This window comes from Nonomuraea cavernae, from assembly GCF_040655715.1.
Taxonomy (GTDB): Bacteria; Actinomycetota; Actinomycetes; order Streptosporangiales; family Streptosporangiaceae; genus Nonomuraea; species Nonomuraea cavernae_A.
Genome location: NZ_JBFAKL010000032.1, coordinates 1 through 18,985, shown reverse-complemented (window position 1 = coordinate 18,985; position 18,985 = coordinate 1). Strand labels below are relative to the sequence as shown.

18 protein-coding genes and 1 riboswitch are annotated in these 18,985 nt (G+C 72.8%); of the genes, 1 reads left to right on the top strand and 17 read right to left on the bottom strand.

The features are described from left to right. Window positions 1-7 precede the first annotated feature (7 nt). The 3 genes from AB0I38_RS33965 to AB0I38_RS33955 are packed head-to-tail and all read right to left on the bottom strand — an operon-like array spanning window position 8 to window position 3,063. Window positions 8-1,096, bottom strand: a complete 1,089-nt coding sequence (locus AB0I38_RS33965; RefSeq protein ID WP_358490154.1) for an XdhC/CoxI family protein — start codon at window positions 1,094-1,096, stop codon at window positions 8-10. Further along, complete coding sequence (locus AB0I38_RS33960; RefSeq protein WP_358490150.1) at window positions 1,089-2,156, bottom strand: vWA domain-containing protein; 1,068 nt, start codon at window positions 2,154-2,156, stop codon at window positions 1,089-1,091. Before AB0I38_RS33960 ends, AB0I38_RS33965 begins: the two co-directional genes overlap by 8 nt. Continuing rightward, on the bottom strand, window positions 2,149-3,063 hold the full coding sequence (locus AB0I38_RS33955; protein WP_358490149.1) for an AAA family ATPase: 915 nt from the start codon (window positions 3,061-3,063) through the stop codon (window positions 2,149-2,151). Before AB0I38_RS33955 ends, AB0I38_RS33960 begins: the two co-directional genes overlap by 8 nt. A gap of 93 nt (window positions 3,064-3,156) precedes the next feature. Here AB0I38_RS33955 and AB0I38_RS33950 point away from each other — a divergent pair, with 93 nt between their 5' ends. Further along, complete coding sequence (locus AB0I38_RS33950) at window positions 3,157-4,062, top strand: hypothetical protein (protein ID WP_358490146.1); 906 nt, start codon at window positions 3,157-3,159, stop codon at window positions 4,060-4,062. Here the strand turns inward: AB0I38_RS33950 and AB0I38_RS33945 are convergent. The 14 genes from AB0I38_RS33945 to AB0I38_RS33880 all read right to left on the bottom strand — a co-directional run bounded on the left by AB0I38_RS33945 (window position 4,059) and on the right by AB0I38_RS33880 (window position 18,747). Then, the gene (locus AB0I38_RS33945) at window positions 4,059-4,511 is read right to left on the bottom strand and encodes a PH domain-containing protein (protein WP_358490143.1); all 453 of its coding nucleotides are present in this window, start codon (window positions 4,509-4,511) and stop codon (window positions 4,059-4,061) included. The genes AB0I38_RS33950 and AB0I38_RS33945 overlap by 4 nt on opposite strands. 19 nt (window positions 4,512-4,530) lie before the next feature. Then, complete coding sequence (gene ribH / locus AB0I38_RS33940) at window positions 4,531-5,001, bottom strand: 6,7-dimethyl-8-ribityllumazine synthase (RefSeq protein WP_358490139.1); 471 nt, start codon at window positions 4,999-5,001, stop codon at window positions 4,531-4,533. Next, window positions 4,998-6,215, bottom strand: a complete 1,218-nt coding sequence (locus tag AB0I38_RS33935) for a bifunctional 3,4-dihydroxy-2-butanone-4-phosphate synthase/GTP cyclohydrolase II (RefSeq protein WP_358490137.1) — start codon at window positions 6,213-6,215, stop codon at window positions 4,998-5,000. The genes ribH and AB0I38_RS33935 overlap by 4 nt, the downstream gene beginning before the upstream one ends. Then, window positions 6,212-6,880, bottom strand: a complete 669-nt coding sequence (locus AB0I38_RS33930; protein WP_358490134.1) for a nicotinamide mononucleotide transporter family protein — start codon at window positions 6,878-6,880, stop codon at window positions 6,212-6,214. Before AB0I38_RS33930 ends, AB0I38_RS33935 begins: the two co-directional genes overlap by 4 nt. Beyond that, window positions 6,877-7,467, bottom strand: a complete 591-nt coding sequence (locus AB0I38_RS33925; protein ID WP_358490129.1) for a riboflavin synthase — start codon at window positions 7,465-7,467, stop codon at window positions 6,877-6,879. The genes AB0I38_RS33930 and AB0I38_RS33925 overlap by 4 nt, the downstream gene beginning before the upstream one ends. Further along, window positions 7,467-8,561: a bifunctional diaminohydroxyphosphoribosylaminopyrimidine deaminase/5-amino-6-(5-phosphoribosylamino)uracil reductase RibD gene (ribD, locus tag AB0I38_RS33920; protein ID WP_358490126.1), complete on the bottom strand. Its 1,095-nt coding sequence runs from the start codon at window positions 8,559-8,561 to the stop codon at window positions 7,467-7,469. The genes AB0I38_RS33925 and ribD overlap by 1 nt, the downstream gene beginning before the upstream one ends. 101 nt (window positions 8,562-8,662) lie before the next feature. Then, window positions 8,663-8,793: riboswitch (FMN riboswitch) on the bottom strand. A gap of 84 nt (window positions 8,794-8,877) precedes the next feature. Beyond that, a complete protein-coding gene (locus AB0I38_RS33915; protein ID WP_358490123.1) occupies window positions 8,878-9,639 on the bottom strand; it encodes an oxygenase MpaB family protein in 762 nt (253 codons plus the stop codon). Window positions 9,640-9,827: 188 nt separating this feature from the next. Further along, the gene (rpe, locus tag AB0I38_RS33910) at window positions 9,828-10,484 is read right to left on the bottom strand and encodes a ribulose-phosphate 3-epimerase (RefSeq protein ID WP_358490120.1); all 657 of its coding nucleotides are present in this window, start codon (window positions 10,482-10,484) and stop codon (window positions 9,828-9,830) included. A gap of 88 nt (window positions 10,485-10,572) precedes the next feature. Then, complete coding sequence (locus AB0I38_RS33905; protein WP_358490117.1) at window positions 10,573-12,012, bottom strand: RsmB/NOP family class I SAM-dependent RNA methyltransferase; 1,440 nt, start codon at window positions 12,010-12,012, stop codon at window positions 10,573-10,575. Next, window positions 12,009-12,938: a methionyl-tRNA formyltransferase gene (gene fmt / locus AB0I38_RS33900; RefSeq protein ID WP_358490115.1), complete on the bottom strand. Its 930-nt coding sequence runs from the start codon at window positions 12,936-12,938 to the stop codon at window positions 12,009-12,011. Before fmt ends, AB0I38_RS33905 begins: the two co-directional genes overlap by 4 nt. A gap of 2 nt (window positions 12,939-12,940) precedes the next feature. Further along, window positions 12,941-13,489, bottom strand: a complete 549-nt coding sequence (gene def, locus AB0I38_RS33895) for a peptide deformylase (protein WP_358490113.1) — start codon at window positions 13,487-13,489, stop codon at window positions 12,941-12,943. Window positions 13,490-13,516: 27 nt separating this feature from the next. Beyond that, window positions 13,517-14,851, bottom strand: coding sequence for a hypothetical protein (locus tag AB0I38_RS33890; RefSeq protein WP_358490110.1), 1,335 nt, complete (start codon window positions 14,849-14,851; stop codon window positions 13,517-13,519). 37 nt (window positions 14,852-14,888) lie between these two features. Continuing rightward, on the bottom strand, window positions 14,889-16,397 hold the full coding sequence (locus tag AB0I38_RS33885) for a hypothetical protein (RefSeq protein ID WP_358490108.1): 1,509 nt from the start codon (window positions 16,395-16,397) through the stop codon (window positions 14,889-14,891). 49 nt (window positions 16,398-16,446) lie between these two features. After that, on the bottom strand, window positions 16,447-18,747 hold the full coding sequence (locus AB0I38_RS33880) for a primosomal protein N' (RefSeq protein WP_358490106.1): 2,301 nt from the start codon (window positions 18,745-18,747) through the stop codon (window positions 16,447-16,449). Window positions 18,748-18,985: the final 238 nt, after the last annotated feature.

Genomic DNA, 18,985 nt, shown 5'->3' with positions numbered 1-18,985 from the left:
TCGGCTCCTACCCGTCGTGATGGATGCGGCCCCTGGTCTCGGTGAGCGGCTTGCCCGAGCCGCCCCACCTCAGCTGGATCAGCTCGGCGGCGATCGAGACGGCGGTCTCCTCCGGGGTGCGGGCGCCGAGGTCGAGGCCGATGGGCGAGCGCAGCCGGGCCAGCTCGGCCTCGGTCATGCCGGCCTCGCGCAGCCGTACCAGCCGGTCGTCGTGGGTGCGACGCGAGCCCATCGCGCCCACGTAGCCCGCGTCGGTGCGCAGCGCCACCTCCAGCAGCGGCACGTCGAACTTGGGGTCGTGGGTCAGAACGCAGATCACCGTGCGCTCGTCGACCCGTACCGAGGCCAGGTAGTCGTGCGGCCACTTCACCACGACCTCGTCCGCCTCGGGGAAGCGCCTGGCCGTGGCGAAGATCGGCCGGGCGTCGCAGACGGTCACGTGGTAGCCCAGGAACTTGCCCACCCGGGCCATGGCCGCGGCGAAGTCGATCGCCCCGAACACCAGCATGCGCGGCGGCGGCGCGAAGGAGTGCACGAACACGGCCAGGTCGTCCAGCCGCCGCTCGCCCTGCCCGCCGTAGTGCCGGATGCCGGTCAGGCCCTGAGCCAGCATGCCGCGCGCGTCGTCGTCGACGGCCTCGTCCAGGCGCTCCAGGCCGAGTGTCCCGGAGGAGCGGCCGGGCCAGATGACGCGCCGGGCGCCGACCCGCCCGGGACCGGAGACGACGGTCGCGATGGCGACGGGCTCGTGCGCGGCCAGCGACTCGGAGATCTCGCCCAGTTCGGGAAAGGTCTCCCTGGAGACGGGTTCGACCAGGATGTCGATGATGCCGCCGCAGGTCAGGCCGACGGAGAAGGCGTCGTCGTCCGTCACGCCGTACCTCTGCAGGACCGGCACGCCGGTCTCGGAGGCCAGCTCGTACACCGCGCCCTCGACGCACCCGCCGGACACGCTGCCGACGACCTCGTCGCCGTGCACCGCCATCGCCGCGCCCGGTGGCCGGGGCGCGCTGCTGAACGTGTTCACCACCGTGGCGAGTCCGAATGTGAGCCCTGAGTTCCACCAGTGCATGATCTCCGGCAGCACGTCACGCATGGGCGAGCCTTTCACTCAGTTCCGCGTAGGCGGCCAGGCTGTGCCCGGCCACCAGGTCGTCGAGGTACGGGAGGGCGGCCCGCATCCCTCCGGTCAGCGGTTGGTAGTCCTCATACCCCTTGTGTGGATTGACCCATATCACCCGATAGGCCTGCCGGGAAAGCCTGGCGAGCTGGGTTCCCAGCAACTCGGGGTCGCCCCGCTCCCAGCCGTCCGAGGCGATCACCACGATCGCCCCTCTCGCGCTGTAGCGGCTCAGGTACTCCCTGAGCTCCTCGCCCAGCCTGGTCCCGCCGCTCCAGTCGGGGATGGTCCTCGACACCTCGTTCAGCGCCGTGCCCGGGTCGCGGTGGCGCAACTCGGCCGTGATCGAGGTGAGCCGGGTGCCGACCGAGTAGACCCTGGTGGCTCGTGGCTCGCTCCTGACCAGAGCATGCGCGTAGCGCAGCAGCGTCTCGGAGTAGGACGCCATCGAGCCGCTGACATCGACGAACAGCACGACGCTGCGCGGCCGGGTGGTGTGCGCCCGGCGCAGCAGCCGGGCCACCTCGCCCTTGCGCAGCGCCTCGCGAATGGTGCGTCGCTGGTCCATCTCGCCCCGGTGCGACGCCTCGAACCGCCGGGAACGGCGACGGGCGCGCCCGCTCTTCAGCATCGACAGCATCCGGTGCACCTCGGCCCGCTCACTCTCGGTCAGCCTGGCCACGTCGCGGTGTCTGAGGAGCTCGGTCCGGCTGGCCGTCGCGGGCGCGGCGGTGCCCTCGTCGTCCTGCTCGCCGTCGCCGGTCGCGATGTGCCGGGTGACCGTCGTGGTGCTCGCCGGGCCGGCCGTCACCTTCCGGCCGCCGAAGTAGGCCTCGAAGCACCGGTCGTACCTGGGCAGGTCGTCGGGAGTGGCGCAGAGCGTGAGCCGCCCGGCCCAGTAGAACTCGGCCGGGCTGGTCACGTCGAGGTGGCCGAGGGCCTTCAGCAGGTTCTGGGCGCGTTCGTGGTCGGCGCCGACGCCGGCGGCGCGCAGTGTGGTCGCGAAGCCGGTGACGGTGGCCGCCAGCTCATCCATGACCCGTCCGTTGCCCGTCCCCGCCGCCGAGCAGCCCGCCGGCCAGGACAGTCTCGACATCCTCGCGGTACTTGAGCGCGGCGCCCAGGCTGGCCGCCGCCCGCCCGGGGTCGAGCTCCCGCGCGCCGAGCGTGAGCAGCGCCTCGGTCCAGTCCAGCGTCTCCGCCACTCCGGGCGGCTTGATCAGGTCGGCCTGCCGCAGCCGCTCGGCCGCCCGCGCCACCTGAGCGGCCAGCGTCTCGGTGCACTCCGGCAGGCGGCGCAGCAGGATCGCCACCTCGCGATCGAAGCTCGGATGTTCCAGCCAGTGGTAGAGGCAGCGGCGCTTGAGCGCGTCGTGCACCTCGCGCGTCCGGTTGGAGGTCACCACGACCACCGGCGGGGTCCCGGCCGTGATGGTGCCGAGTTCCGGGATGGAGATGGTGAAGTCGGACAACACCTCCAGGAGGAACGCCTCGAACTCGTCGTCGGCCCGGTCGACCTCGTCGACGAGCAGCACGCTCGGCTGCGTCTCGATGGCCTTGAGCAGCGGCCGGGCGATCAGGAACCGCCGGTCGTAGATCTCGCCCTCAAGGCGGCCCACGTCGGTGACGCCTGCGGCCTCGGCGGCCTTCAGATGGAGCAGCTGGCGCGCGAAGTCCCAGTCGTACAGCGCCTGGGCGGCGTCGAGGCCCTCGTAGCACTGCAGCCGGATCAGGGGCGCGTCCAGCAACTGCGCGAGTGTCTTGGCGAGCTCGGTCTTGCCGACTCCCGCCTCCCCTTCGAGAAAGAGCGGCCTGCCCATCCTGAGCGCGAGGAACGCGGCCGTGGCCAGCCCCTCGTCCGCCAGGTAGGCGTGCCGGTCGAGCAACTCGATGAGCTTTTCGGGCGATTCGATGTCCGTCGCCGTGATTGTCCGCCGCAGCACGCTCTCAGGTTACGCGCTACCGCGCGTGAGAATCGCTCACAATTCTCTGAACACAAAGAGTAATGTCGCCACCACACACCGAAAGGAAGGCCCATGCCCCCCAGCCTTCAGCATGAGATGCCCCTGGAGATGATCTGCCGCCGCCCCGGCTTCGCGCTGGAACTGCTGGCATGGGGTCTCCGGGGCAACGTCGACGGCTACCACGACGCCTGTCTGGAGTCGGTCGAATTGAACGAACGCCTGCCCACGGAGTACGCCGCCGACTCGGTCGTCTCCGTCAAGGGTCCCGACGGCCGCAAGCGCTTCGTGATCGTGGAAGTGCAGCGGCGCTTCAGCAAACGCAAGATCTGGTCCTGGGTCGCCTACGTGGGCGGACTCATGGGCAGACACGAGTGCGGGGTCATGCTGGTCGTGGTCTGCGCCGACAGGGCGACGGCCGATCGCTACCGGGAACCGATCAGCCCCGCCGAAAGCTGCCTGATCCTCTGCCCCGTCGTGGTCGGCCCGGACGAGCTGCCCGTCCTCCGCGAACGGGAGGACATCCTGGCCTCCCCCGAGATCGCGACACTCAGCGCCATCGCCCATCAGGACGACTTCAAAACGGTGGTGGCGGTGGCGACCACCCTGGCCACTTTCGATGACGAGCGGAGCCTCGTTTACTACGATTACCTGCGCGGACAGCTCTCGGACGAGCTTCGCGCCGAGTTGGAGGAGATCATGGTCCAGACAAAGCCCCGGCTTTCCGACCGGTTCACCCGCCCCATCGAACTCGAGGCCGAGGCACGTGGGGAGGCACGTGGAGAGGCACGTGGGGAGGCACGTGGGGAGGCACGTGGGGAGGCCAGGTTGCTGCTCACCGTCCTCGAAGCGCGCGGCCTGGAGATCGCGCAGGCCCGTCGCGAAGCCGTCGAGTCCTGCACCGACACCGACCTGCTTCTCCGCTGGGGGTCGCGCGCCGCCACCGCGTCAAGCCTCGACGAGGTCTTCGGCGACGACTAATCGCGTCTCGCCTCACCGCGCTCGCGGATCAGCGCCGCGAGCTCGGCCGTGGATCGGCGGGCGCGGGCCTTTTCGGAGCCCTGGATGCCCATCGCGCCGATCGTGCGACCGTCGGAGAAGTCGATGCGCGGCCAGGGGTCGCCGACGAGCAGCGTGATGTCGATGACCTCTGGCCAGGTGTAGCGGTGGGTGCGCAGAGCGTTGACGATCGTCACGCCCTTGTCGTCGGCCTCGACCCGCACCCGCCCGAGTAGGTGCAGGACGAAGGCCACCGCACAGCCGAACAACACCAGGGCGACCCGGTCGATCAGCATGAACGGCTCGGCGATGAAGATCGCCATCACCGTGGCGCCCAGCACGAGCAGCACGGCGAAGCCGTACGCGACGACTCTCGTGCGGTGCGGACGCCAGGTGACGGGCAGAGGCGGAGGAGTCACAGGCGCGGCCACGAGGGAAATCTATCGCAGGTCAGCGTAGGCCCCGAAGGAGGAGGGCGGTCTCGAGCGCCGCGACCGCCGATTCGTAGCCCTTGTCCTCCTTGCTGCCGGGCAGCCCGGAGCGGTCCAGCGCCTGATCGAGCGTCTCGCAGGTGAGCACGCCATTGCCGACCGGGGTCTCCTCGTCGAGCGAGATCCGGGTCAGCCCGGCCGTCACCGAGTCACAGACGTAGTCGAAGTGCGCCGTCTCGCCCCGGATGACGGCGCCCAGCGCCACCACCGCGTCGCAGCGGCGGGCCAGCGCCTGGGCGATGACCGGGATCTCCAGCGACCCCGGCACCCGTACCACGGTCACCGTGGCCCCGCTGTCGTCGCAGGCCTGGACGGCACGCGCCACCAGCTGGTCGGTGATCTTGGCGTGCCAGCCCGCGGCCACCACGCCGACCACCAGTCCGGCGGCCCCGGGCACCGCGCGCGTCTCCGGGCGTCCCTCGCCGCTCATGAAGCCTCCGAGATGTCGTGGCCGAGGCGGTCGCGCTTGGCCTTGAGGTAGCGCTCGTTGTGCGGGTTCATCGCGACCGGCATGGGCTCGCGCCCCAGCACCTTGATGCCGTAGCCGTCCATGCCCTTGAGCTTGGCCGGGTTGTTGGTGAGCAGGCGCACCGACTTGACGCCGAGGTCGGCCAGGATCTGCGCGGCGTTGGAGAACTCGCGGGCGTCGATCGGCAGCCCCAGCTCAAGGTTGGCGTCGACGGTGTCGCTGCCGTTGTCCTGCAGGTTGTAGGCCCGGAGCTTGGCCAGCAGGCCGATGCCCCTGCCCTCATGGCCGCGCAGGTAGACCACCACGCCGCGGCCCTCCTCGGCGATCGCGGACATCGCGTGGCCGAGCTGCACGCCGCAGTCGCAGCGCAGCGAGCCGAACACGTCGCCGGTCAGGCACTCGGAGTGGGCGCGGACGAGGACGTTCTCGCCGTCGCCGAGGTCGCCGAAGACCAGCGCCACGTGCTCGCCGCCGTCGAGCGCGCTGGCGTAGCCGTACGTCTTCCACATCCCGTACGCGTTGGGCAGGCTGGTCTCGGCGACCCGGGTGACCATGCTCTCGGTCCGGCGCCGGTGGTCGACGAGCTGCTCGATGGAGATGAGCGCCAGGCCGTGCTCGTCGGCGAACGCCCGCAGCTCGGGCAGCCGGGCCATGGTGCCGTCGTCGTTGACGACCTCGGCCAGCACGCCCGCGGGCGACAGCCCGGCCAGTCTGGCCAGGTCGACGGCCGCCTCGGTGTGGCCGCGCCGGGCCAGCACGCCGCCCTCGTGGTAGCGCAGCGGGAAGATGTGGCCGGGTCGTACCAGCTCGTAGGGCTCGGTGGCGGAGTCGGCCAGCGCCCGGATCGTCTTGGCGCGGTCGGCCGCGGAGATGCCGGTGGTCACGCCGTCGCGCGCGTCGACGCTGATCGTGTAGGCGGTCCGCATGCGCTCCCTGTTCTGGAAGACCATGAGGGGCAGGCCCAGCCGGTCGAGCTCCTTGCCCTCCATGGGCACGCAGATGACGCCGCTGGTGTGCCTGATCGTGAACGTCAGCAGCTCCGGCGTGGCCTTGCCGGCGGCGAAGATGATGTCGCCCTCGTTCTCGCGGTTCTCGTCGTCGACCACCACGACGGGCTTGCCCTCGCGGATGTCGCTGACAGCCCGCTCGACGGGGTCGAAGGTGATGTCGGTCACGACGCCACCGCCAGTTGTCCCGGGCTGTCTTGTTCCGACCGGTATTCCCTCAGCCATTTCACAAACCCCACGATCACGAGAACGAAGAACACTCCGTAGACGGTGCCGGAGACGACCAGCCCCGAGCTGAACGCCAGCGGCACCCCGACCAGGTCGACGGCGACCCAGACGATCCAGAAGTCGACCAGCGCCCTGCCCTGCGCCCAGGTGGCGACGGCACTGCCGACGAAGATGTAGGCGTCGGCGGCCACCAGGAACGCGCCCTCCGGCAGCGGCACGTGCGCGCCCCACGACAGGCCGGTGTAGAAGAACAGCACGCCGACGACCGCCGTGCCGGCCAGCATGACGGCGACCAGCACGGCGCGCTCACGCGGCGACGCGGGCCGCACCGAGAGCTGCCCGCCGCCCTGGGTGCCGCGCCGCCAGGCCCACCAGCCGTAGACGGCCAGCACCCCGAACAGTGCCTGCTTGAGCGCGTTGCCGGTGATGTGCGCGTTGATCGAGGCGATGAACAGCAGCACCGCGCCGGTGAACTGCACCGGCCAGGTCCAGATGGACTTGCGCATGGCCAGCAGGACGGTCGCCAGGGCGGCGACGTTGCCGACCAGGTCGGTCCAGAGCACGCGGGCGCCGAACAGCTCGAATCCGGCGTCGGCCCAGTTCACTGCCTGACCACCAGCCTCTCCACGTACTTCGCGATCACGTCGACCTCGATGTTCACCAGATCGCCCACCTGGAGCTCGCCCATGGTGGTCAGCTTCAGCGTGGTCGGGATGAGACTCACGCCGAAACTCTCGTCGTCAACGGTCGTGACCGTCAGGCTGATTCCGTCGATGGCGATCGAGCCCTTCTCCGCCACGTACCTGCTGAGCTCGCCGGACAGCGAGAACCTCAGGTTGTCCCAGCTCTCGCCGGGCTCACGCGACCGCAGCACGGCGGTGCCGTCGACGTGGCCCTGCACGATGTGGCCGCCGAGCCGCTGGTCGGCCCGCACGGCCCGCTCCAGGTTGACGGCCGAGCCCTCCTTCAGCCCGCCGAGGGAGCTGCGGTCGAGCGACTCCTTGATCACGTCGACGGTGAACACGCCGTCGTCGACGGCCACGACGGTGAGGCAGACGCCGTTGACCGCGATCGAGTCTCCGTGGGCGGCGTCGGAGGTGACGATCGGGCCACGGACGGACAACCGGGCCGAGTCGCCGGTCGGCTCGACGGCCACGACCTGGCCCTTTTCTTCGATGATTCCGGTGAACATCACTTCTCCCTGCGGGGTGCTGGTACGGGCCGGGCGATCAGCCGGAGGTCGGGTCCGATCGCGGAGATGTCGTCAAAGGCGAAGCGGTGGGCGCCTGCGATGGTGTGCACGCCGGCGTCGCCGAGGGCCGCGGCGCCGGAGCCGAGGAGCGCCGGGGCGACGTAGGCGACGACGCGGTCGACCAGGCCCTGCCGGAGGAAGGAGCCGGCCAGGGTCGGCCCGCCTTCGAGGAACACGCTGACGACGTCGCGCGCGGCCAGCTCGGCCAGCAGCCGGCGCAGGTCCAGTCCGTCGTCGTGGCGGGGCAGGCGCAGCAGGTCGGCCTTGAGGTCCGTACGAGTGCCGTCGGCGATCGCGACCAGCGTCGGGGCGGCCCCGTCCAGCACCCGGGCGGCGGGCGGCGTGCGGGCGGCCGAGTCGACCACGACGCGCAGGATCGGCCGCTCGGGAAGGTCGGGGGCGCGAGCCGTGAGACGGGGGTCGTCGGCGAGCACGGTGCCGATGCCGGCCACGATGGCGTCGCACCGTGCGCGCAGCCGGTGGACGTCGGCGCGGGCCTCGGGCGAGGTGATCCACTGGCTGGTGCCGTCGGCGGCGGCCGACCTGCCGTCGAGGGTGGCGGCGTACTTCCACGTCACGTGCGGGCGGCGCAGCCGGGCGAAGGTCAGCCACTCGGCGTTGACCCGTTCGGCCTCCTCGGCGAGCACCCCCGTCTCGACGGCCACGCCGTGGGCCCGCAGGCGGGCGGCGCCTCCGGCGGCCTCGGGGTTGGGATCGGCGACGGCGATCACCACGCGGGCGACGCCGGCGGTGAGCAGCGCCAGGCTGCACGGGCCGGTGCGGCCGGTGTGGTCGCAGGGTTCGAGCGTCACGTAGGCGGTGCCGCCCCGCGCCCGCTCGCCCGCCTGCCGCAGCGCCACGACCTCGGCGTGCGGGCCACCGGCCCTGGCGTGGAAGCCCTCGCCGGCGACGTCGTGGCCGGCGTCGAGGATCACGCAGCCGACGACGGGGTTGGGGCTGGTGCCGCCGCGCCCGCGCGCGGCCAGCTCGACGGCACGCGCCATGTGCGCGGCGTCCTGAGCGGGTGTCTCCACCCCGGGCCTCCTACTCGCCAGTAGCTCCTAGCTACGGCGGGCCCCGGGGGATATGGCGATGCGTGTACGCACCAGTGGGCGCCCGGCCTGACACCGGACACCCGCGTGCTTCCTCCCATCCGGACTTTGACCGTCGGTCCTGGAATTTCACCAGGTCAACCGGCCGATGGCATCGGCCGGGTCGCGGACTGTAACCGCCGGTTCGGAATTTCACCGACCCCGGAGCACGCTAGCTCTGCCCATCAGTCTGCCATGCCGCGCACGGCACGTGCGACCGCCCCCACCCTCGGGATGAGCGAACGCTTGGCCACGGTCGCTAGGCGGCCGTCATGCGGCGGGCCCGTCGCGCCACCGGCGAGTAGCGCACCTGAGACGGAACGAGGCCGAGCCCCATGTGCAGGGTGCGCAGCGTGGCCGTCGCCCACAGGTCGCCGATGGGAGTGGCCGGCAGGCCGTACAGCCTTCTGGCCCAGCGGGGCAGGGTGGCGAAGGCGAGCAGGGTGAGGGCGGGCACCGCGGGCTTGAGCGGGGTGAGCATCAGCGGGAGCGGCGCGTTGAAGGACTGCCGCAGCGGATGGGCCGCCTCGGGAACGAACCGCAGGCCGGGCCGTTCGGCCCGGATGTAGTCGCGCATCTCCCCCACCGAGCCGGGAACGTCGTCCGGGGACAGGCCGACCACCTCGGCCGCCCGCCGCCACTCCGCGACGAACCGGTCCGCCTCGGCGTCGGTCAGCCGCACTCCGCCCCTGCGGGCCACCGACAGATAGGAATCGACCTCGCCCACGTGGACCCAGCGCAGCGCCTCGGGGTCGTCGAGGCGGAAATCCAGGCCGGTGTCGGGGTCGTGGGCGGTCAGTGTGGCGTGGATCTTGCGCACGCGCCTGCCCGCCCGCTCCACCTCCTCGCACGTGCCGTACGTCCGCACGCGGACGAACTCGGTGGTCCGCGCGAAGCGCGACCAGGACTCGCCCGGGTCCATCAGCGCGGAGTTCTGCAGCACGCCGCGCATCGCGCGCGGGTGCAGGCCCTGCATCAGCAGCGCCCGGAAGCCACCGACCAGCAGGATCGGCTCCCCCATGACCCGCCACGTCACCGATCCGGGTCCGAACAGCCCATGGTCCGTCATAAGTAAGCAATTACCCTTTACATGGCTGGTTCATGTCACAGCCTGTCCTGGTTATGCCTATTTTCGGGATCTCGGACGTTTCAACCCTGGATGAGCCACTGCCGCGCCCCCCGGGGCGTGCGCGCTCCCGGGGTGAACCGCTAGGCCTTCGCGGCCTTGGCGCGGAGCGTCTCGACGGCGGCGGCACGGTCGGCGCTGCCGTAGACAGCGCTGCCGGCCACGAAGACGTCGGCGCCCGCCTCGGCGCAACGCTCGATGGTGTCACTGGTGACACCGCCGTCCACCTGGATCCAGATCTCGCCGCCGTGCCGCTCGACGAGCGCGCGGGCGGTGCGGATCTTGGGCAGCACCATGTCGAGGAACTTCTGGCCGCCGAACCCTGGCTCGACCGTCATCAGCAGGAGCATGTCGATCTCGCCCAGCAGCCCTTCGTACGGCTCGACGGCGGTGCCCGGGTTGAGGGCGAGGGCCGCCCGGGCGCCGAGCGAGCGGATCTGGCGCAGGGTGCGCACCGGAGCCTTGGACGCCTCGGCGTGGATGGTCACGCTGCCCGCCCCCGCCTCGGCGTAGGACGGCGCCCATCGGTCGGGGTCCTCGATCATCAGGTGGCAGTCGAGCGGGATCGACGTCGCCTTGAGCAACGCCTCGACGACGGGGAGCCCGAGCGTGAGGTTGGGCACGAAGTGGTTGTCCATGACGTCGACGTGCAGCCAGTCGGCGTTGGACACCGCTGCGGCTTCGTCGGCGAGCCGGGCGAAGTCGGCGGACAGGATGCTGGGTGAGATCTGTACGGCCATGATGTACGGAGTCTATTGAACGGTTCGCCGCCTCCTCGGCCCGGATCCGGTCCGAGGAGGTCACGATCGAGCCCCGGCTGGGGCGTCGTCAGGCGGGAAGCCTGCGCAGCAGCGCGAGGAACATCCCGTCGGTGCCGTGCCGGTGGGGCCAGAACTGAACGTGCGGCCCGTCGCCGAGGCCCTCGATCCCGGGCAGGTAGTCGCGCGCGTCGAGCTGGCGCACGTCGTCTCGGCGGCCGATCACGTCTCCCACCACGACCCTGGTCTCGGCCAGGTGCGGCGAACACGTGACGTAGGCGACCACCCCGCCGGGGCGGGTGGCGTCGAGCGCGGAGTCGAGCAGCCGCCGCTGCAGCCTGCCGAGCTCGGCGACCCCCGAGGGATCACGCCGCCAGCGCGCCTCGGGCCGCCGGCGCAGCGCGCCCAGCCCGGTGCAGGGGGCGTCGAGCATGACCCGGTCGAAGGAGCCGGGCCGCCACGCGGGCGCGGTGGCGTCGGCGGTGACCACGACGGCGTCCCTGGTGGTCTGCCACACCAGCCGGGACCGGTGGTGTTGCACGTCGGCGGCGAGCAGCCGCGCCCCGCCCGCGAACGCCTCGCCCGCGCCCGGCACGCCGTCGTCGAGCCCGGCGAGGTCGCCGTGGGTGGCGATGGCGTCGAGCAGGCCGGCCTTGCCACCGGGACCGGCGCACATGTCGAGCCACACCTCGTCGCGCCGGTCGAGCGGCACCCGGGTCAGCGCGAGGGCCACCAGCTGACTGGCTTCGTCCTGCACGGCGGCCCGGGTCTCGGCGACCGCGGTGATCCTGCCGGGGTCGCCCTCCGGCAGGTAGGCGGCGTAGGGGGACAGGCGGCCGGGCTCGGCGCTCCCGAGCTCGGACACCGAGCTGCGGCCCGGCCGGGCCACCAGCGTGACCAGGGGGCGCGCGTTGTCGGCCTCGAGCAGCGCGGCGGTCTCGTCGGCGGCGGCGCCCAGGGCGTCGCGGAAGGCGCTGACGATCCAGCGGGGATGACTGTGGACGATCGCGAGATGACCCGACAGGTCGTCGGCCGGATCGGGGGCGACGATCGCCATCCACTCGTCGAGCGAGCGGGACGCGATCTTGCGGAGCACCGCGTTGACGAACTTGGCGGCGCCCGCGCCGATGCGCAGCCGTACGAGATCGACGGTGGTGCCGACGGCGGCGTGCGGCGGGACGCGCATCTTGAGCAGCTGATGGGCTCCGAGGCGCAGGGCGTCGCGCACGGCGGGATCGGGCTCCCGGTCGCCGCACACCTTGATGATCGCGTCGTAGCCGCCCAGGCCGCGCAGGGTGCCGTAGGCGAGCTCGGTCGCCAGCGCCGCGTCGCGCCCCTTCAGCCCCCGCTCGCGCAGCAGGCGGGGCATCAGCAGGTTGGCGTAGGCGTCTCGCTCGTCGACGGCCCGCAGGACGTCGAACGCCGCGTTGCGCGCCTGGTCACGAGCCGGCCTGCGCGGACTCCGACCGCCCCGGCCACCGGCCGGCTTACGGTCCGTGCGGTGCGTCATGCGAACCTTTCGCCATTGTCGACCCGCGCTCCGCGAGCCCATTCGCCCGCGCTCATCAGCCGCTTGCCCTCCGGCTGGACCTCGCCCAGCTCGACGGGGTGCGTGGCCGTGCCGACCAGTACGGAGTGCTTGGTGGCGGCCACCTCGCCCGGCCCGAGCCGCTCGGCGTCGGGCACGAGCCGGACGGGACCGAGCTTGACCCGATGCCCGCGGAACACGCTCCACGCTCCGGGGCCGGGCGTGCAGGCGCGGACGAGCCGGTCGACGCGCATGGCCGGCCCGGACCAGTCGACCTGGGCGTCGGCCACGTTGATCTTGGGCGCGAGGCTGACCCCGTCGAGCGGCTGCGGCCGGGCCTCCAGCTTGCCGTCCTCGACCCCGTCGAGGGTGGCGGCGAGCAGCTCGGCTCCGGACACGGACAGCCGGTCGAGCAGCTCACCGCTGGTGTCGCCGGGCCTGATCGCCTCGGTGACCACGCCGTAGACGGGCCCGGCGTCGAGCTCCTTGACGATCTGGAACGTCGAGGCGCCGGTGATCTCGTCGCCGTGCAGGATCGCGTGCTGGACGGGGGCGGCGCCCCGCCACGCGGGCAGGATCGAGAAGTGCAGGTTGATCCAGCCGAAGCGGGGCACGTCGAGCGCCGGCTGCGGCAGCAGCGCGCCGTAGGCGACGACGGGACAGCAGTCGGGGCGCAGCTCCGCCAGCCGCTCCAGGAACCCGGGATCGCCGGCCTTCGCCGGGCGCAGCACCTCGATGCCCGCCTCCTCGGCCAGCTCGGCGACGGGTGACGGATGAACCTTGCGGCCCCGGCCGGACTGGGCGTCGGGACGGGTGACCACCGCGACCACCTCGTGGCGCGGCGAGTCGATCAGGGCGCGCAGCGACGGCAGAGCCGTCTCGGGTGTGCCCGCGAAGACGAGACGCATGGTCAGAGCGCCCTTCCGCCGGTGGCGTGCGGGGAGAACTTGACCGTGGGCGCGGCCAGGCCGCTCCACTCCGCCTCGCGGACGGCCTTCATCGCGAGCTTGCGCTGCTTGGGATCCATCCGGTCGATGAACAGGATGCCGTCGAGATGGTCGGTCTCGTGCTGGAGGCAGCGCGCCATCAGGTCGCTGCCCTCGATCGTGACGGGCTCGCCGTGCATGTCGAGCCCCTTGGCCACGGCCCGGATGGCGCGCGGCGTCGGGAACGACAGGCCGGGGAAGGACAGGCAGCCCTCCTCGCCCTCCTCGTCGAGGTCGGCGGACAGGTCGAGGTCGGGGTTGATCAGGTGACCGAGCCGCTCGTCGATGTAGTAGGTGAACACCCGCAGGCCGACACCGATCTGCGGCGCGGCGAGGCCGGCGCCCGGAGCGTCCATCATCGTGTCGGTCAGGTCTTTGACCAGCTTCCGGAGCTCCTTGTCGAAGTCGACGACCGGGGCCGCCGGGGTGCGCAGCACCGGGTCTCCGAACAGCCGGATCGACTGGATCGCCAAAGGGGTCACTCCGTTTCGTCGGCGGGATCAGCCCAGTTTAGTGTGCGCCAGGGATCGGGCCTTCATCGCCGCTTTCCGGGCGGCCTTGACCACGGCGGGGTCGTCGTGGGCGGTGGCGAGCATGTCGAGCACGGCGAGCGTGTCGGGGTGGCCCGCGGCGGGCATCTCGCCGACGAGCCGGATCAGGTCCTCGCGGGGCTCAGGCGTGTCCAGCCTGCCCGCGGCGTGGCCCGACAGGTGCATGAGGGCGGCCAGCGCGTCGACGGCGATCCAGGTGTGGTCGTCGGGGCTGAGCGCCGGGGCGTCGAGGTCGCGGATGTGCAGCCAGGAGGCGGCGTAGCGGCGCGTCAGCGGCAGCTCCAGCGCCCGGCGGACGGGCGCCTCGGCCTCGGGGCCCAGCTCCTCCAGAATGGCGCCGACCGCGCCGCGCCGGCCGGCGCCGCCGGTGGCCGCGATCTCGATCAGGTCGCGGGCGGCCTCCTCGGGCGCGCGGCGCTCCAGCCACCCGGCGACGGCGCTCTGCGTGGCGGTGCCCTTCACCAGGGCTTCGACCAGCTCGGCGGCCGACAGGTCGGCGAACACCTCGACCTCGGCCGCGGTGGGCGCGTCGTGCCCCTCACGCAGCAGGTCGCGGCGGATGGCCCAGACGCCGAGCGATGTGAGCGCGGTGCGCCCGGCGGCGGTCTGCTCGACCAGCCCGCAGTAGGCCAGCAGGGACAGCGCCTCCAGCAGCTCGGCGGGCAGCGACGCGGCCAGCCTGCGCATCGGGACCGCCCCGGGCTCGCAGGCCACCTCGTGGGACTGCAGAATGCCCCTGGCCAGGTTGGCGACCGCGACACCGGAGCGCACGGAGTAGATGGTGGCCAGCATCTCAGCGAGGTGGTCGTCGACCACGGCCGAACCGGTCAGCCCCTCGTCGGCGCGGTCGAGCACGTCCATGACGACGCCGTCCCAGAACTCCAGCGTGGCCTCGGCCGTCATCCGCGTGGGCAGCGGGCCGCGCATGGCCTGGCCCCGCGTGATCCGCAGCAGGCCGGTGTTGACGGCCACGATCCAGATGAGCCGGATCCGGGCGGCCGGCACGCCGAGCGCCTCGGCGGCGGCCGCGGCGTCGGGCACGGACAGCAGCCCCTCGGGAGTCACCGGGCGGCTGCCGGTCCAGGTGGCCAGCCGGATGGCGTCGGCGACCAGCGGAACGGCGGGGACCAGCCGGGCCAGCTCCTCGTCGGGGGCGAGCATGACCGGCGGGAAGGTGAGCGCCTCGCGTTCCACGGCTGTCTCCTGCGGCGGCCGTGTCGGCACGGCGGCCTGCTCATCGATCAGCTTGCGCAGCTCGGCGAGGTTGAAGACGTTGTTTGCCACCCACGAAACTTACTGCACAGGAGTCACAGGGGTGTACTCATCGGATGCCCCGCGAGCGGGCTTTGAAGGCGGCCTTGCGCGCGGCCTTGGCCACCGTGCCGTCGGACAGCGAACGCCCCAGGAGCTCCAGGACGTCGACGACGTCGGGGTGGTCGACGCGCCACATCTCCTCGATGAGGTGGGCGGGCGGACCGGAGGCGGCCATGTTCTCGCCGAACACGTCGGGGTCCTCCTCTGCCGACGGCATCGCCAGCGCGAGCATGTCGATGCTGACCCAGAGCAGCTCCTCCTGGGTGAGCGCGGGGGCCGGCAGGCCGCGGCTGGCGAGCCAGTGGATGGCGTGCGGCCGCAGCTCGTGGTCGTCGAGGCAGGCGCGCACCTCGGCCTCGGCCTCGGCGCCCAGCCGGTCGACGATGGTGACCGCGATGCCACGGGCCACGGCCGGGGCGCCCACGGCCGCGGCGAGCAGCTCGGCCGCCGCCGCGCCGGACGCCCTGCGGTCGAGCCAGCGGGTGATGTCGCTCTCGGCCAGCTCGGTCGGCACCCCCTCGAGCAGCCCTTCGATCAGGCCGGTCGCGTCGGCGTCGGCCAGGTCGCCGGCCTGCGGCGCGTCGAGGCCGAGCATCAGGTAGTGCTCGCGCAGGGCCCAGGCGGCGAGCGGGGTCAGCCCGGCCGAGCCGCCCTCCTGCTCGACCAGGCCGCACCAGGCCAGCCGGCCGAGCATGCCCGGCACGTCGACCGGACCGTCCTCGGTGAGCTCTTCGAGGTAGTCGCCGATCACGGTGACGGGCACCGGCGCCTGCAGCCGGTAGAGCATGTCGAACAGGTCGTAGAGCTCGGCGTCGAGCTCGGCGCGGCCGGTGACGGCGCCGCCGGTGTCCCGCTCGACGAGGTGGGCGACGATCTCCGCCCACCTCCGCAGCGGCTCGCCGCCGGTGCTCCGGCGCAGGTCTTCGGCCAGGCCCTGGTGCGGGCCCGGACCGTGGATCTCCGCCCACAGCGGGATGTCCGCCAGGCCGGCCAGCAGGTCGCCGGGCGGCGGCAGTCGTACGGCGGGGAGCGGGGAGCACCCCGGGCAGTCGCAGGGCGCCTCCCCGAGATCGGGCGGCTCCCCCGAGGGAACGGCGATCGACTGCTCCAGCGACTCGGGCCCGATCGCGCTGAACAGGCTCTTGGCCATGCCGAAGTTGGCCGGGTCGGCGAGCGCCTCGGGCATCCTGGGCGCGATGTCGGCGATCCGGTCGCGCATCGCGGCCGCCGTCTCCTCGCTCACCTCGCCGGCGTCGCGCAGGTAGTCGACCAGTGTGCGGGCGGCCGCCACGGTCTCGGAGGCGCTCTCGGGCGGTGCGATGACCTTGCGGGGGTAGATGGACAGCAGCAGCTCGTCGAAGGTGTCAGGGGTGAAGTCGCCGAGTTTGTCGACGTCGAGATAGTCGCTGGCGTAGTCGCAGAGCAGGCGGACCTCGTCCGCGTCCACGTCGACGCCCCGCGTGCGGCCCCAGGCACGCAGGTGGTCGATGGCTCGGTTCACCCATTCGATCGACACAGGGGCACGCTAACGGCTGACTTACAGATGAGCGAATCGGGGATACGGCCTAAATCAGGTCGAGAGGGTCGACACTCACCCTCACGACATCCGGCGCCTTACGCGCCGCACGCACACCACTGGCACCCTTCAACGCCGTGGCCAGACCGGCTCCCCCGCCCCGGGGGACGCGGATCATGGCACGCTCCCTGCCGGCCTCGTCGATCGGCACCGGGCCGAGCACCTGCGCCTCGGCGGGCAGGCGTACCTCGTCGAGCATCTGCCTGACGGCGGCGGCCGCGCCGGTGAGCGTCGCCATCCGCACCGCGGGCGGGAAGCCCAGCTCGGCGCGGTCGGCCAGCTCGCGCTCGGCGTGCGTGATCGGATCCCACCGCAGCAGCGCCTGTACGGCGGGCAGCGCGGCGTCGCCGAGCACCACCAGCTCGGCCCCGGGCCGCAGCAGGGCGGCGGCGTTCATCCAGCGGCGCAGCGCCTCCTCGCCGGCCCTCAGGTCGGCCCGGCCGAGCAGCGCCCACGCGTCGAGCAGCACGGCCGCCGCGTAGCCGCCCTCGGCCACCGGCTCGGCGCCGGGCGTGGCGACCACCAGCGCGCGGGCGGCGGAGACGGTGGCCAGCACGCCGTCGCGCCCGGAGGTCCGCACCGGCACCGACGGGAAGGCGCGGCCGAGCTCCTCGGCCGTGCGCCGGGCGCCGATCACCATGGCCCGCAGCCTCGGGCCGCCGCAGTGGGAGCACCGCCAGCCGGCGTCCACCCGGCCGCACCAGCGGCAGTAGGGGGCCGCGTGGCCGCTCCTGAGGGCCAGCGGGCCGTGGCAGTGCGGCTCGGTCCCGGACACGTCGAGCGTGCCGTTCTCTCCCGGCCGCCCGCCGGCGCGCGTGGGCGGCAGAGCGCACCGCGCGGGGGTGCGGCAACGTTGGCAGGCCACGGCCGGCAGGTAGCCGCGCCGGGGCACGTGCACCAGCACGGGCCCGCTCTCCAGCCCCTGGCGCAGCGCCCGCCAGGCCACGCTGGGCAGCCGCGCCGCCCTGGCCGCCTGGTCCTTGGCCAGCTCGGCGTCCTCTCCCGCCGGCTTCACGCGGGGGGCCAGACTCCTGATCGTCTGCCGGGCGGCGACGATCGGCCTGGCCCAGCCGGTGGCGACGAGCTGGGTGGCCTCCGCGGTGCGGGAGTAGCCGCCGATCAGCATGGCCGCCCCGGTGCGGTGGGCCCGGAGCGCGAGCACCTCGCGGGCATGAGGGTAGGGGGCCAGCCGCTCGGCGTGCAGGTCGTCTCCGTCGTCCCAGATGGCGACCAGCCCGAGCTCGGGCACGGGGGCGAACATCGCGGCCCGCGTGCCCACGACCCCGCGCACCTGCCCCCTGAGCACCCGCAGCCACCGGCGGTAGCGCTCGGCGGGACCGAGGTCCGCGGTGAGCGCGACGTAGGTCCGCGGCTCCAGCAGGCCGGCGAACGCGGCCTCGGCCAGCGCCACGTCCTTGCCGTCGGGGACGACGACGAGCGCCCCTCGTCCGCCGTCCAGCGTGGCCCGCACAGCGCGGGCCACCGCGCCGGCCCATCCCGTCGCGCCGGGCAGCGCCTGCCAGACCGCCCGCGGCGACCTTCCCTCCCGCAACGCCTCCAGGAACGAACCCCCCATCGAGTACGCCGCCCACTCGCCGGACTCTTCGCCGGCCGTCTCATCGGACGACCGGGCACCGGCCACGGGGCCATGGGGATCGACGGCCGGCCGGGGGTCCTCGGGAGGGAGGGCGGATGAGGTCGGCCCGGGGGCCGCCGCCTCGGCCGCGGGAGTCTCCGCCTCGGTCACGGCAGCGCGAGGCCGTGCCTCGGACGTCCCCACCCCGGTCACGGCAGGGCGAGAACGTGCCCCCGCCGTCTCCGCCTCGGTCACGGCAGGGCGAGGCCGTGCCTCGGACGTCCCCGCCTCCGCCTTGGCGTGGCGGGGCGGCACGGCGAGGCGCAGCACGTCGGCCAGGGTGCCCGCGTAGCGGTCGGCGACCGCGCGGGCGAGGCCCGCGATCTCGGGGGTCAGCACCCGCTCGGGAGATACCACCCGCTCCAGGGAGGCCAGTTTCCCGGTGTGCTCGCTCTCCTCGGCCCGCTCCAGCAGGAACCCGTCGACCAGCTTCCCGGCGAACCGCACCCGGACCCGCACCCCAGGCTGTGCCGTCTCGTGCAGCGAGGCGGGCACCAGGTAGTCGAACGGCCGGTCGAGGTGGGACAGCGGGTTGTCCACCGCGACCCTGGCCACCGGCAGGGAGGGCGCCGGAACGGGGGCTCCCTTCGACGGCGCCGCCGCCGCGGGCCGCACGGCGTCGAGCGGCAGGAGGGCGTCGTCGGAGTGGGTCACGCCCTACGTCTACCAGACCCCGGGACCTCGGACGTCCACGGTGCGAACCCCGGCCCGGGCCGTACCGGATCCCCACGGACCCGGTGCCCCGTGAACGCGACGACTGCCGCGCCCCGGCGGGACGCGGCAGTCGGTGGAACGAGGTCAGAGGCCGGCGGCGGTCCGGAGGGACTCGGCGCGGTCGGTGGACTCCCAGGAGAAGCCCTCGCGGCCGAAGTGGCCGTAGGCGGCGGTCTCG